We start from the raw sequence: 12,780 nt of genomic DNA, 5'->3' as shown, positions 1-12,780 counted from the left end.
AGACTACCCTTTTGTTTCCGTAATATGCGGAACATCGTCGGAAAGCCAATAGACTCTGTCTTTTTCGACGACTATGATTTCTTCAAACTTGGCCCCGAAACCATTTCCTCCTATATGAGGTTCGATCGCCCACAAACCTAACTTTTCACCCTTGTGTTCTTCCGTCAGTGTTTCCGGAAACACTCCTCTTTTGCTAAAAGACAATAATGCCTGATAACTGAACCAACTAACATAACTAATGGGAAGCAGATAGGAACTGAATTTTGCAAATGGAAACTTTCGATAAACCCTATGTCCCAGGACCGCAAAAGGATAAAGCGCATGGCAATTGGCAAATCCGGCTTCCAGAACCCTTTCGTTCACACGTTTCCAAACTTCTCCGGGGGTTTTTGCTTTTAAAAATAAAACTGGAATTTCCTTTCGGAGGTCCAATAGAAAATTTTTAGCACGAGTGAGTTCGGGATGAGGTGATAACGAACTCGTATAACCGATGTCACCCGTGTATCCGTTCACGACGGGAGAAACATCCAGGATATAAACATCGTCTTCTTTTAATTTTCTGTCCGACGGCAAATACCTCATATAAAAACCCAAGTTGAGAAATCGGGAACGATCCCCGAACCAGGCAAAAGGGCGATGCAAAAAAGACCGTGCACCATGGTCATGCAGATATGTTTTTAAAAGTTTTGCGGCTTCCTTCTCCGATATGCCGGGTCTCAATTCTTTGGAGACGGCGACTGCAGCGGAATATGCCAGGTTTTGCGCTTTGCGAAATCCTTCCAAATCAGCAGGACTAGGCTGCCAGGAAGAATCCTTGGAAAGTGAGGAAAGATGTTTGGAAGAAAAATGAAAAACAGATTCAAAAACACTTAGACTCATACACTTATCCATATTTACTATTTTAGTAATTTTAGTAATTTTAGTAAAGTTTATCTAAATAAGTAAACAAAAAAACAGGGAAAACAAAGATTTTCCTTCCCACCCCGGCAGAATGACGAAATATAAAACAAAGAAACAAAATGGCACAAGAAAAATCCGCCAAAATCATTTCCCTTTTCCAAAGAGAATTTCTAAGGAAAGGAGTCAGCAGAATCACTGTTGATGAAATAGTAGTTCGAATTGGAATTACGAAACCGACTCTTTACAAATACTTCGAAAGCAAAGAGGATCTTTTCTCTAAAGCGCTTAACAAAACAAATACGGACATTCTGACGAAAATGGATTCTATCATGAATACCAAAAAAGAATATTCGGAAAAGATCAAAGACATTCTAAGAGTGTTCCATGAAGATCTTCATTTTGCTGATGAAGATTTTTTAAAAAAACTGGAATTTCAAGCTCCCGAAGTTTGGGAAGAGGTGCAGGAGTTTCGAAGAGTAAAATTCCCCGCTCTATTTAAAAAAGTATTAAACGAAGGGATATCAAAAGGTTACATTACCAAAGACATCAACAAGGAACTCATCGCCGATTTTTTCATCTATTATGTTAGAAATTTCATATCTTACGAACCTTTGTCAAAATACAATATGAATGTAAGTTCGGCTTACCAGTTTTTTATTCAAATTTTTTTCAAAGGCATCCTAACCGAAAAAGGCAGAACTTATTTTTAAAAGTCCTGCCTTTTCGTTCTTATCAGTCTTCTCTTACCAAACGATCGGATTGAACTGCAAGTTCTTCCAAATTTTCACGGAAGTTGGAAGAACTATCTGCAATCATTGAAGAGGATTGTTCTATCGTTTGCAAAGCGCGGGATATTTCCGATGTTCCCGATTTTTGTTCCGAAGTGATGGTTTCCAATTGTTCCGATATGGAATATAATTCCTGAAAGGAATTCAAAAAGGAATCATGAATCACTCCCTGCTTTCCAACGCGGTCCTTCAACTGATCCAAATGGGTAACAAGAGTGAAAAATCCCTTTTCCTGAGTGCCCACTCTCATTTTCGTATCGAGCGCAGCTTTGTTACCGTTTTGGATTTGTTTGGCGGCTTGCGAAATGATTTTAGAAATAAGTGATGCGTTTTCGGAAGCACTGTCGGCAAGTTTTGCAACCTCTTGTGCGACTACGGCAAATCCCCTTCCTTGGTCTCCCGCACGTGCAGCTTCGATAGAAGCGTTTAACGCAAGCAAGTTGGTTCTGTCGGCAATTTCACGCATGATTTGGTTTACATCTTCCACTTTCTGAAAGGAACCTTCGACTTCATGAAAATTTTCATTCAAAGAATCCATAGCACTGGATACTTCTTTGCCGTATTTTTGAGATTCCAAAGTAGTTTCACCCAACGAGTCCGTTGCAGAACGTACTTCCTTTAAAATCTGATTTAACGTATTGCTTTCCTGATTCAACTCTTCAATTTTCTTAAATTGAACCCGAACGAAATGCGAAGCATTGTCCATTGATGCTGCAAGCTCTTCCATGGAAGCGCTGATTTCTTCCACACTGGAAACTTGAGTCTGAATTTCCGTGTTCAAAGAATCCATGGAATTTTGCATCTTGGAAACGTTGCCATTGAGAGAATCCGCTTCTTCCTTGATTCTGTTTTTAGTGGAAAGTGCCTGATTGCTTTTCTTTTCTGATTCTTCCGAAGAAAATGCTGCCTGGTCAGTGGTCTTTACCATAAACTTTACAACGGATGCAATGATATACACCCCGGTGATGAAAAAGGAAAACTTGATGATTTCCAAGAAAAGAGATATCTGATCCGGCTCAGTCGGATTAAAACTATAAGGAACTCCCGCCAAAACCACTATCAAATCATTTATAATCAATGCAAGCATCGCCGCATAACCGGAAATAAGCGTCAATTTATAAGAGAGCAAAAATCCTGAATAAAACAAAATAAAGAATAAAATCATGATAAAGAAAGGCATGTTTACCATCACTAACTTTGCCTGGGCATTGGCACCAGTATAGGTATAGGATAAAAACAATACCGAGTAGATCACCATGTCAGAAAATAGGAAATAACGGGCTAATTTGGCAATGGACTTGCCTTTACTTAATAGGCTTATTTGCCAAAAGGCATAACTCAATATAATAATCTCGAGAAAAGCATTGAAAATGGAAATCGCAGTGACTTGGGTGGTAGCCATCGCAAAAATCCCAACCGCAAACATCATCAACGTAAACCCGATGCGGATCCTATTTGCTATCTGAGCACCCGAATCCCGAAAATCTACTAACTCACCTGCCATAAATCAACCTAATCCTTTCTATTTTAAAAGAGCATGGGGGTAAATTTTCCCTGCTTCTAAATTACCTAGAAATAATTGACTCAGTATTTTCATATAATATACACATTGTTCTAAAAAAAAACAAAAGACTATACCTTAAACTTGAAAAATTTAAAAATCGAGAAAGAAATTTCCTAGTGCTTATAACAGTGCTCCGGTTGCAGACTTGAAATTTTAGAAACACTCTAAAATATAAGTAAAGTTCCTTGACCGCATAATCTGCGAGCTAAAGCATTCTTAAGCAAAGAAAACACTGGCAATGCCGTACTAAATGAAACCAGAAAAAATAAACCCGATCCGTGCGACCCTTCCCTACGATTTTTTAATCAATCTTGTTTATAAGTCCAGAGGACTGATCTTCCATTCCATTGAAGAACATTTTTCCGATGAGAGAGATACTTTCGCTTCTCCTTACCCGTCCGCACTGATTGCAAATCATGTTTCCGAGGCGGACATCTCGGCTCTTTCTGCTGTCTACAGAAGGCTCAGTCCCAGAGTCAAAGTCATCATACCTGCCAGGGAAGATATCTTGAGAAATGACTTTTTGCAAAAGGAATTCCGTACAAAAGGTATTATAAAACTTCTACTTACCGCAATTGACAAATCCCATATCATTCCTTTTTTATTGAACTATATCGGAGCGCATCCGATCAAACGTCCCTTTAGGGACAACGCCCGGGATCTGATGAAAAAGGGAGAACTGAGAGAAACCGTGGAAGCAGAATGGAGTTTCCTTGTTTCCAAAATCAAAGACGGAAGAAATTTGTTTATGTTTCCGGAAGGAACCTACAATCATGACGGGTATCTGAATCAAATCCGAAAAGGCGCATATTACTTAAAATCCAAAATAGGAAACTTGCAATTCAATTCGTTTACATTCACTTACGATTCCATCTCAACTGACAAATCCACACTCCATATTTCCTACGGAAATCCTTTCTCTTTGGAAGAAGGAATGGATGCGGATACCGTTACCCAATTGGTAGAGGAAAAATTGGGAAGCGGTTATGTTTTGACTATGGGAAATTTATTGTCCTATGTTCTGTTCAAGTTGGAAAGCCAGGTAAAAACTTCCACGGAAAAATTGAATTTGGTTTTGAATGATTTCAACGATCACATAACAAAGGAATATCCAGGTCTGAAAAAAGGTTCCAGTCTAAGAAAAAATTTTTCCTTACAGGGACTCGATCCTATTTTCAAAAAGCTGATTCGAGAAAAGTACATAGACATCAAGGAAGATTCGATTGTGCTTTTGGACAAACTCACTATCATTCCAAAGAGCATTCACAATCTTAAAAAAAACAATACGATCCTATATCATAAAAACCAACTCAACTGGCACTTAAACAAACTGGATTCCATTTGGACCGGGCTTGAAGCCAAACTGATTTCGACTGACCTGACTAGCTGACCCTGACGGGGAAATCCTTCCTTATTTGTTTCTTGACAAATGAAAGACGGGTTTCTTTATTGGCATTATGATCATTATTTCAATATTCCTGAAGTATTGAAATGAAAGGACAAAAGCCTACATGGAACTGATAGAACAACTGCAATGGCGCTACGCTACCAAAAGAATGAACGGAGCAAAAGTCCCGAAAGACAAACTGGACAAAATCCTGGAAGCAATCCAATTATCTCCCTCGTCCATGGGTTTCCAACCTTATACCATTTATGTAATCGAAAGTCCCGATACTAAAAAGGAAATCTCGTCAAAGGCATCCAAACAACCCCAAATCACAGAGAGTTCCCATTTGATTGTTTTTGCTGCATGGACTAGTCCGAGTTTGGAAAATGTGGATCGGTATATAGAACTTATTGCAAATGAAAGGTCCGTGACTCTGGAAAGCCTTACCCCTTTTAGAAATAAGATTGCAAGCGAGTTACAGAGCAAATCCTCCGAAGAATTGGTAAACTGGACGGCGAAACAAGCTTATATTGCTTTAGGAACGGGAATTGCCGCAGCTGCATTGGAAAGAGTAGATGCAACTCCTATGGAAGGATTCGATTCCAACTCGCTGGATGAGGTTTTAGGCCTAAAAGAAAAAGGGCTGAAGTCAGTAGTCTTACTTGCATTAGGTTACCGCAACCAGGAAACGGATCCTCTTGTGTCTGCAAAAAAAGTAAGAAGACCGAAAGAAGAATTATTTGTAACAATTTAGAACTAAGGAAAAACTGCTCTTTATGCCACGACCATTTTATCATCCATCACTAAAAGAAATCACACTCGACGGATTGCTTCATGCGCTAAGCGACCCGACGAGAAGACTGATTCTTTTCAATTTGATCGGATGCGAAGGAAAAAGCTGTAGCCAAACTTGCGACAACCTGGCTCCATCCACCCTTTCCTTTCATTACAAAGTGCTTAGAGATTCAGGTTTGGTTCGCTCTGAAAAAAAGGGAATCGAAGTGATGAACGTAATTCGTAAAGATGAGATAGACTCCAAATTTCCCGGTCTTTTGGAAACGATTTACAATCTTCAGAAAACAACTGTAAAACGAAAACAAATAGCATGAACCCAACTGCCAAATCCATTTCTAATATCCCTCTTTCCATTTTGGATCTAGTTCCCATAACGGAAGGAACGAGCCCTTCCTTGTCCATCCAACGTAGTTTGGATTTGGCCAAAAAAGCGGAAGCTCTCGGATACAACCGGATTTGGTTCGCAGAACATCATAATATGCTCGGGATAGGAAGTGCCGCCACATCGATTATCATAGGTTATGTGGCAAACGGAACATCCAAAATCAGAGTTGGCTCCGGCGGGATCATGTTGCCAAATCACGCACCTATGGTGATTGCCGAACAATTCGGAACTCTGGAAGCACTTTTTCCGGGTAGAATCGATTTGGGCCTGGGCAGAGCACCAGGCACAGACCAACTAACAACACATGCGCTGCGAAGAGAAAAAATCTCGGGTGGTCAGGAATTTTCCGATCAATTGGATGAACTGAGATATTTTTTAGCTCCCGGTTTCCCCGGACAAAAAGTAAGAGCCGTTCCCGGAATGGGTTCCACAACTCCGATTTGGTTACTCGGTTCAAGCGGATACAGTGCGGAACTTGCTGGTAGACTGGGTTTGCCATTCAGCTTTGCAAGTCACTTCGCTCCAGAACAATTGATGTATGCCATCGACCTTTACAAACGGGTTTTCATTCCTTCAGATGTTTTGGACAAACCCTATATCATGTTAGGTGTTAATCTTGTAGCTGCCGAATCCGACGAAGAAGCGGAAAAACTCGCTACTTCCCAAATTATCAGTTTTTTGGGACTACTTCGCGGAAACCCGAAACAAATGGGTCCTCCTTTGGAGAGTCTCGAAGGCCACTGGACTCCTTTGGAAAAAGCACATATAGAACAAAGGTTGGGATCTTCCGTCCTCGGCTCTCCTTCCACCGTAAAACAAAAGCTAAATGATTTTATTGAAAGGACGGGAGCTGACGAATTGATCGTAAACACTATGGTTTATGATTATGAAAAACGAATCCGTTCTTATGAAATTCTTTCTCAAATTAAGAAAGAAGCTCCCGTAATGGTTTGATTTTATATTCGCTATGATCATGTTTTACCTAATGCATTGGATTCCCAAACAAAGGAAAAAACGACGATGATCCTTATACCTCTCCCTAGTAATGATTTTGATCCGAGTGAGGCATCCCTTCCTTGGAAGTTACTATCAAGGTCAGAATTCAAATTTCAGTTCGCTACACCTAACGGTAGACAAGCGAAAGCGGATGAGAGAATGTTAACCGGAAAAGGTTTCGGAATTTTAAAACCGGGATTTATTGCAAGAAATGACGCAAGAGATGCGTACGCGGAAATGGAAAATTCAAAAGAGTTTCAAAACCCGATTTCTTATTCGGATATAAAAGAAAAAGATTATAAGGCACTTCTTTTGCCTGGGGGACACGCCCCCGGAATGAAAGAATATTTAGAATCGGATATTTTACAAAAAGCCATAGTTGATTTTTTTCATTCGGAAAAACCGATAGCAGCCATCTGCCACGGAGTTTTGCTTGCAGCAAGAAGTATCGACCCGAACACAAACAAATCGGTATTATACGACAAACAGACGACTGCACTTTTGCAAAAGCAGGAACTACTCGCATATTATTCCACAAGACTTTGGCTGGGAAATTATTACAAAACTTACCCGCTGACCGTGCAAGAGGAAGTGACAAGTCTCTTAAAATCAAAAGACCAATTCAAAACAGGCGGAAGTTTGTCCCAGAGAGATAGTTTGGAAAATCCTGATCTAGGATTTACAGTTTTGGACGGGAAATATCTATCCGCACGATGGCCGGGAGATGCCTATCAATTTACAAATCGTTTTCAAATGCTTTTAAGTTAAGCTATTCTTCGATGGAGGATTTTGCCGAAGAATTTGAAAAAAAAGGATTTTATCTTTTTCGAAATTTCTTTCTACAACGGGAACTCGATGATTTCGGCGAGGTTCTTGCAAAAGCAAACGAGGAATGGCAAAAAACAAATTTTCATCCATCCTATGTGAATAGCAGCTACCTTACTTCGCTTAAATATTGTAAAGACAGAGATGAAAGGATTCGTTTCTTTCGATGGATATCACAAAAGAAACTTTTTTCCATCGCAAAGAAATTGATTCCGACAGGTCCCTACTTTCTAAACACACAAATATTTTATAATCCGAAAGACAATTTCAAAAAACCATATTGGCACCGCGACGTACAATACTTAGGTGTTTCCGAAGAAGAACAGAAAAAAATCATAGGTAAGGCTTCCGTTCTCCATTTTCGAATTCCATTCCTTGATGATCCCGGTTTGGATTTCATTCCCGGCTCCCATTCCAGATGGGATACTGAAGAAGAAAGGATCGTTAGGTTGGAGTTGGATGGTCACGGAAACGGGGAGGAAATTTACGGGAGTAAAAAAGTCCCGCATACCAAAAGGGATCTGTTGGTTTTCTCAGCCCATCTACTGCACAGAGGAGATTATTCCAAAGAAAGATTTTCTTTGGATATTTTATATACCGGTTTTAAAGAAAATTCGGAAACGGTAAAATCATTTCAACATTTTCCCGAACCTGATATCATTGATTGTTTGGAAAACCAGGATTTATTCGCCACAAAGGAAACTTCCGATACAATCTGAAGATTAACGAATATAAAAAAAGCCCCTGGCATGAAATCGCTTGATCCAAATCAATATTATGATTTTCTAATCTAGAATCAAATTTAAATCTCGGATGTATTTTATGAAGTCCAAACTGAAAAAAATCGTTCTTTCGTTTCTACTACTCTTTATCATATCATTCATAGTTTACCATTTCAAGTCCAGGCCGGAAGAGATTTTAAAATTCGATGATCCTTACCATACCGACAGACCGATTGCTTCCGGCAAAACTATGATGGCTGCCACGGGGCATCCTTATGCCACCAGGACCGCACTGGAAATTATGGAAAAGGGAGGAAACGCTGCAGACGCAGGAGTTGCCGCATTACTTGTATTAAACGTAACTCAAGGTGAAGAAGCTTCCTTTCCCGGAGTTGCGCCCCTTCTCTATTTTGATTCTTCCTCGGGAAAAGTGAAAAGTTATACAGGAGCGGGAGTCGCCCCTTCCCTTGCTACCATAGAGTATTTCCGATCCAGAGGGTATGAAACCATCCCCACTCTGAAATATTCCTCTCAGTTGGTTCCCGCTTCTCCCGATGTGATCATCGCCTTACTTCAGAAATACGGAACGATGAGTTTTTCCGAAGTCAGCGCCCCTGCGATTCAAATGGCAAGGCAAGGTTTTCCAGTACATAAAATCCTAATGAGAAACCTGAATATGAATCCGATCAAACGATTCGGATTTTCATTGCTTATGCCTTATAATGCGGAAGTATATCTCAAAGGAAAATGGTGGAAACCTTTGTTTCATAAAGAAAAATTCACCCGACCTGAATTGGCGGACACATTGTCCGAACTCGCAGATGCCGAAAAAAAATCACTGGCTGCGGGTAAATCCAGAAAAGAGACATTAACTTCCATTAGAGATTATTTCTACAAAGGCCCTATCGCGGAAAAAATAGCAAAAGCCCACAGAGAAAATGACGGAACGATGATTTTGGATGATTTGAAAAAATACTCAGGCCATTGGGAAAACCCTCTTCAAGGAACTTACAATGATTATACTGTTTTTTCCAATCCGACTTGGAACCAAGGAGCGGTAGTCCCCCTTGTGTTACAAATTTTGGAAGGAATCGATTTGAAATCTATGGGTCACAACTCACCTGAATATATTCACACAGTGATCCAAGCGATTGAACTTGCAATGGCTGACAGGGACAAGTACTTCGGAGACCCCGATTTTGTAGTGGTTCCTGTGGAAGGACTTCTCAGCAAAGGATATGCCAAACAAAGAAGAAGTTTGATTCAGAAAAACGCATTCGGTAAAACTCCTCCCTTTGGAAATCCTTTTGCATTCGAGAAAGTGAAAAACAAAACTCAATCAAATTTGATTCCGAATACAAATATCATTCCTGATTTCCACAGATATAATCATATAAATGACGTTAGTTTATTATTGGAAATCCCCGCTCGTTCCTTTTGGGAAAAAACGGATAGCGGAAGAGTAGGAAGGGACACGACATACTTAAGCATCATAGACCCGAAAGGAAATTCCATTTCACTCACTCCAAGCGATTTTCCACAGTCTCCTATGATTGCGGGAGACATAACACTCGGAATACGAATGACTCAGTTTCGTCTGGATCCGAATCATCCGTCAGCTCTCCTTCCCGGAAAACGACCTACAATCACTCCCAATGCGTCTATGATATTTCAGAAAGGAAAATTTCTAATGAGTTTCGGAACACCTGGAGGAGATATGCAAACCCAGGCAACAGTACAAGTCTTTTTAAATCTATTCGTATTCGGAATGAACCCACAAGCAGCAGTTAACTCCCCTAGGTTCCGATCTCTCAATTGGCCGGATTCATTTTCACCTCACTCTTATTATCCGGGAAGAATCGAATTGGAAGAAGAAATCTACGAAAAACACGGAACCGCTTTAAAAGACAAAGGTTATGATGTGATAGGTCGCCCCAAATGGGAATATGATTTCGGTGCTCCCTGCATTTCTCTAAAAGATCCGGAAACAGGCGTTTTAAAAGGGGGAGCCGATCCGAGGAAGGAGTCCTGGGCAGAAGGGAGATAATCCATTTTCAAGATTTCTTTTTATGATAGGTCAAAGCCTGTGAGATACAATCCTCAAGTTCCTTAACAGGAATCTTGTCTTTTAAGTGGAAGATGATACTTCGATTTCCACCAAATGTAAATTTGGTGGAATATTTTTTTCTAAAACCGTCGACTAGGTTTGTCTTGCAGTTGAAATACATCGCATATTGCTCAGGGTTTTCCTTAACCGTATGAATACGAACCGTACTTCCCGATTTTGTTTGAGTCGTCAGGTAACTGGGTTCCCCCCATTTCAAAGTCTCTTCCAGATTTCCTACTACTTCGTTTCCGGAAGCCGTATCCAAGATCAACTGTCTCAGATAAAGTAGTTTTTCTCTGAGCTTTTCAGGATAGCCGGAAAATACTTCCGCAACGGAATCGTTTTCAAATTGAATTTTTTTAGTTTTGGAATTCAGGGAATTAATAATTTCTTTTTTATACTGCATCCGATCATTCATGTTTCAAATCCATCGTATAATCCAAAGTTAAATAAAGCCAACCACAGAACCACATACTATGCCGCGCTTTGAGTCCGTTGTCAAACCAAACTTCGATGGTTTCATCCAAGGGCAATCGAATTCCAAAACCTGCAATTACCAAATACACTCCCTGGTCCCCCAAAGGATGGCGGGAATGAATCGTTGTTAGTTGAATTCCGGAAGTAAAATCGGAATATTCAATATGCAAGACACTTGTCATATTGGAATAAGGTAGCGGAAATGCGATATTCATATAAGTTACCTGATGCGTTTCATGCATGGAGTAAACCGCAGCGTAAATCGGCTTTCCTGTCTGCGCGTCAACTCTCATCCATCCTCTGGGAGAAGGACGACCGTCTTTTTCCTCAGATATAGAATTTATACTTCCTAAAATTTTCTTATCCTGATCCGGTAGATTCAATTGTTGCAGTTTTGCAAAAAAATGTTTTACCAAAAATTTCCAGATTCTTTGGAAGAAATGATTCGGCTTTGCTTTTACATTCAATTCGTATCTGTCTGTGAATTCGTAAAAATTTCTTACGGAAGGATGCGTCAGTTCCGGATCGAAATCATTTCTTCGGAATGCGGAAAAATCATCTGTCAATCCTTCCTTGGCCTTGTCTTCGGAAAGATAGGAATGAAAAAAATCCGACTCTATTTTCCCCTTAGAATGAATTTTACTAAAAGAGAATTTCCGAAGAGGAAGACTGATTTTTTGTCTCTTTGTCAAATAAATCAGCAAAGGAAGAAACAAGAATGCATTCAAAAGTCCGTGAGTCAAAATCATCCAATAAACATCCAACGGAGAAAAAATCCGCAATGAATAGGTTAATGCCAAAGAAAATGAAAGAAAACCGAAAACAAATATGCACAACACAATCGCCCTATCATAAATAAACGCATCTTTCCAAACTGATTTTAATAGAAGAAAAAGATTAACAAATGCAGAGGAGAATAAAACAAACGTGCCAAAAACTTCGATGAATCTTGGTCCAGTAAGACCAATGGCAACCAAGACAAAACCCAAAAGATAAAAGCAATTAAATGTTATATAAGTTTTTGATTCAAGACCTGAAGAGCACTTGCGAATCTTATCCCTGTAAGCTGCAAAAACGGAAACAAGAAGAAATCCTGAAAAATGGAAATGGATTGCGGTTAAAGTTTTCCAAGGTTCGCCGAAGCCGAGAAACTGCCAGGAAAACCTTGTGGAAAAAAGCCAGACACTTCCTCCCAAAAGCAGAGCCGATGCAATGAAATTCAAAAAAACTCCGAAATGGTCATAACCCCAAATCAGAAACTCGGAAAAACTAGTAACTGCATTTCCAATGCACCATAACAACCACAACAAAGCAAAAAAAATACCGAAATGATTTTGTACGGGAAAAAATAAACTCAAGGCTCCCGCAGCGGACGCAATCCGTAGTAAAAGAAATCTCAGCCTTGTATGATCAGGCTTAAGTATGTTTTGCAAGAATGGAATCAAAACAAAAATTCCATAACCCAAGACAAATTGAATGGTTAAAGTCATTGCCTGTTTTTATCCGACGGAATCATGTATAAGTAAAGTTTTTTCTCTTTCCCTTTCTTTTAAATCCGCCACAATGAGTTTGAAAATCCGAATGATTCTCCCGATCCGACACAAAACCGAAAACGGAGAATCCTTAGGTTAGGTGCCGTATGAAAAAAATAATTCTATTTTCCTCTTTATTACTCGTAGGCTGCGGAAGCATTTCGAGAGGGTGTGCCAAATACTTTGGCTATGATGAAGTCTGTGTGGACGGAGTGAAATACATTCAATTCACATCAGGTGCGAGCGTCAAATACAACCCCGATGGAACCGTGGCAACTTGCAGGTGACTTTGAGATCTTTTC

General features: G+C 39.9%; 13 protein-coding genes. 9 read left to right on the top strand and 4 right to left on the bottom strand.

Translation table 11 applies throughout. From position 1 onward, the window contains the following. Positions 1-3 precede the first annotated feature (3 nt). The gene (locus EHS11_RS13460; protein WP_167884445.1) at positions 4-879 is read right to left on the bottom strand and encodes a M24 family metallopeptidase; all 876 of its coding nucleotides are present in this window, start codon (positions 877-879) and stop codon (positions 4-6) included. A gap of 140 nt (positions 880-1,019) precedes the next feature. Here EHS11_RS13460 and EHS11_RS13455 point away from each other — a divergent pair, with 140 nt between their 5' ends. Beyond that, positions 1,020-1,610: a TetR/AcrR family transcriptional regulator gene (locus tag EHS11_RS13455; RefSeq protein WP_135764928.1), complete on the top strand. Its 591-nt coding sequence runs from the start codon at positions 1,020-1,022 to the stop codon at positions 1,608-1,610. A 22-nt stretch (positions 1,611-1,632) separates the two neighbouring features. On the opposite strand, the gene EHS11_RS13450 is transcribed toward EHS11_RS13455, so the two are convergent. Continuing rightward, entirely contained in the window at positions 1,633-3,192 is a 1,560-nt protein-coding gene (locus tag EHS11_RS13450; protein ID WP_135764927.1) for a methyl-accepting chemotaxis protein, read from the bottom strand. 310 nt (positions 3,193-3,502) lie between these two features. Here EHS11_RS13450 and EHS11_RS13445 point away from each other — a divergent pair, with 310 nt between their 5' ends. From EHS11_RS13445 to EHS11_RS13415, 7 genes are all read left to right on the top strand, one after another. Further along, positions 3,503-4,642 (top strand): 1-acyl-sn-glycerol-3-phosphate acyltransferase, encoded by a 1,140-nt coding sequence (locus tag EHS11_RS13445; protein WP_135764926.1) that lies wholly within the window; start codon positions 3,503-3,505, stop codon positions 4,640-4,642. Positions 4,643-4,763: 121 nt separating this feature from the next. After that, positions 4,764-5,393 carry an NAD(P)H-dependent oxidoreductase gene (locus EHS11_RS13440; RefSeq protein WP_135764925.1) on the top strand — a complete coding sequence of 210 codons (630 nt, stop codon included), beginning with the start codon at positions 4,764-4,766 and terminating at the stop codon, positions 5,391-5,393. Positions 5,394-5,415: 22 nt separating this feature from the next. Next, positions 5,416-5,748 (top strand): ArsR/SmtB family transcription factor, encoded by a 333-nt coding sequence (locus tag EHS11_RS13435; protein ID WP_109019351.1) that lies wholly within the window; start codon positions 5,416-5,418, stop codon positions 5,746-5,748. After that, positions 5,745-6,773, top strand: coding sequence for an LLM class flavin-dependent oxidoreductase (locus EHS11_RS13430; protein WP_135764924.1), 1,029 nt, complete (start codon positions 5,745-5,747; stop codon positions 6,771-6,773). Before EHS11_RS13435 ends, EHS11_RS13430 begins: the two co-directional genes overlap by 4 nt. A gap of 66 nt (positions 6,774-6,839) precedes the next feature. Then, entirely contained in the window at positions 6,840-7,583 is a 744-nt protein-coding gene (locus EHS11_RS13425; RefSeq protein ID WP_135764923.1) for a type 1 glutamine amidotransferase domain-containing protein, read from the top strand. Positions 7,584-7,594: 11 nt separating this feature from the next. Next, positions 7,595-8,359, top strand: a complete 765-nt coding sequence (locus EHS11_RS13420) for a phytanoyl-CoA dioxygenase family protein (protein ID WP_135764922.1) — start codon at positions 7,595-7,597, stop codon at positions 8,357-8,359. Between the two features lie 103 nt (positions 8,360-8,462). Then, on the top strand, positions 8,463-10,409 hold the full coding sequence (locus EHS11_RS13415; protein ID WP_135764921.1) for a gamma-glutamyltransferase family protein: 1,947 nt from the start codon (positions 8,463-8,465) through the stop codon (positions 10,407-10,409). 7 nt (positions 10,410-10,416) lie between these two features. Here the strand turns inward: EHS11_RS13415 and EHS11_RS13410 are convergent, their stop codons facing one another. Both EHS11_RS13410 and EHS11_RS13405 read right to left on the bottom strand, forming a co-directional pair. Next, a complete protein-coding gene (locus tag EHS11_RS13410; protein WP_246047885.1) occupies positions 10,417-10,887 on the bottom strand; it encodes a DUF1801 domain-containing protein in 471 nt (156 codons plus the stop codon). Further along, positions 10,880-12,436 carry a YndJ family transporter gene (locus EHS11_RS13405; protein WP_135764920.1) on the bottom strand — a complete coding sequence of 519 codons (1,557 nt, stop codon included), beginning with the start codon at positions 12,434-12,436 and terminating at the stop codon, positions 10,880-10,882. The genes EHS11_RS13410 and EHS11_RS13405 overlap by 8 nt, the downstream gene beginning before the upstream one ends. A gap of 149 nt (positions 12,437-12,585) precedes the next feature. Between EHS11_RS13405 and EHS11_RS13400 the strand changes: the two genes are divergently transcribed. Next, the gene (locus tag EHS11_RS13400) at positions 12,586-12,765 is read left to right on the top strand and encodes a hypothetical protein (protein WP_135764919.1); all 180 of its coding nucleotides are present in this window, start codon (positions 12,586-12,588) and stop codon (positions 12,763-12,765) included. Positions 12,766-12,780 lie beyond the last annotated feature (15 nt).

This window comes from Leptospira ilyithenensis (assembly GCF_004771005.1).
In the GTDB taxonomy this organism is placed as follows: Bacteria; Spirochaetota; Leptospiria; order Leptospirales; family Leptospiraceae; genus Leptospira_A; species Leptospira_A ilyithenensis.
Note: the sequence above shows the minus strand (reverse complement) of the source record. Positions and strands in the feature narration are given on the sequence as shown.

Bases quoted from the DNA above. Each gene is read 5' to 3' on its own strand.
- EHS11_RS13420 (WP_135764922.1), top strand. From the start codon at position 7,595: ATGGAGGATTTTGCCGAAGAATTTGAAAAAAAAGGATTTTATCTTTTT.
- EHS11_RS13455 (WP_135764928.1), top strand. From the start codon at position 1,020: ATGGCACAAGAAAAATCCGCCAAAATCATTTCCCTTTTCCAAAGAGAA.
- EHS11_RS13425 (WP_135764923.1), top strand. From the start codon at position 6,840: ATGATCCTTATACCTCTCCCTAGTAATGATTTTGATCCGAGTGAGGCA.
- EHS11_RS13405 (WP_135764920.1), bottom strand. From the start codon at position 12,436: ATGACTTTAACCATTCAATTTGTCTTGGGTTATGGAATTTTTGTTTTG.
- EHS11_RS13430 (WP_135764924.1), top strand. From the start codon at position 5,745: ATGAACCCAACTGCCAAATCCATTTCTAATATCCCTCTTTCCATTTTG.
- EHS11_RS13440 (WP_135764925.1), top strand. From the start codon at position 4,764: ATGGAACTGATAGAACAACTGCAATGGCGCTACGCTACCAAAAGAATG.
- EHS11_RS13400 (WP_135764919.1), top strand. From the start codon at position 12,586: ATGAAAAAAATAATTCTATTTTCCTCTTTATTACTCGTAGGCTGCGGA.
- EHS11_RS13460 (WP_167884445.1), bottom strand. From the start codon at position 879: ATGAGTCTAAGTGTTTTTGAATCTGTTTTTCATTTTTCTTCCAAACAT.
- EHS11_RS13435 (WP_109019351.1), top strand. From the start codon at position 5,416: ATGCCACGACCATTTTATCATCCATCACTAAAAGAAATCACACTCGAC.
- EHS11_RS13450 (WP_135764927.1), bottom strand. From the start codon at position 3,192: ATGGCAGGTGAGTTAGTAGATTTTCGGGATTCGGGTGCTCAGATAGCA.
- EHS11_RS13415 (WP_135764921.1), top strand. From the start codon at position 8,463: ATGAAGTCCAAACTGAAAAAAATCGTTCTTTCGTTTCTACTACTCTTT.
- EHS11_RS13410 (WP_246047885.1), bottom strand. From the start codon at position 10,887: ATGAATGATCGGATGCAGTATAAAAAAGAAATTATTAATTCCCTGAAT.
- EHS11_RS13445 (WP_135764926.1), top strand. From the start codon at position 3,503: ATGAAACCAGAAAAAATAAACCCGATCCGTGCGACCCTTCCCTACGAT.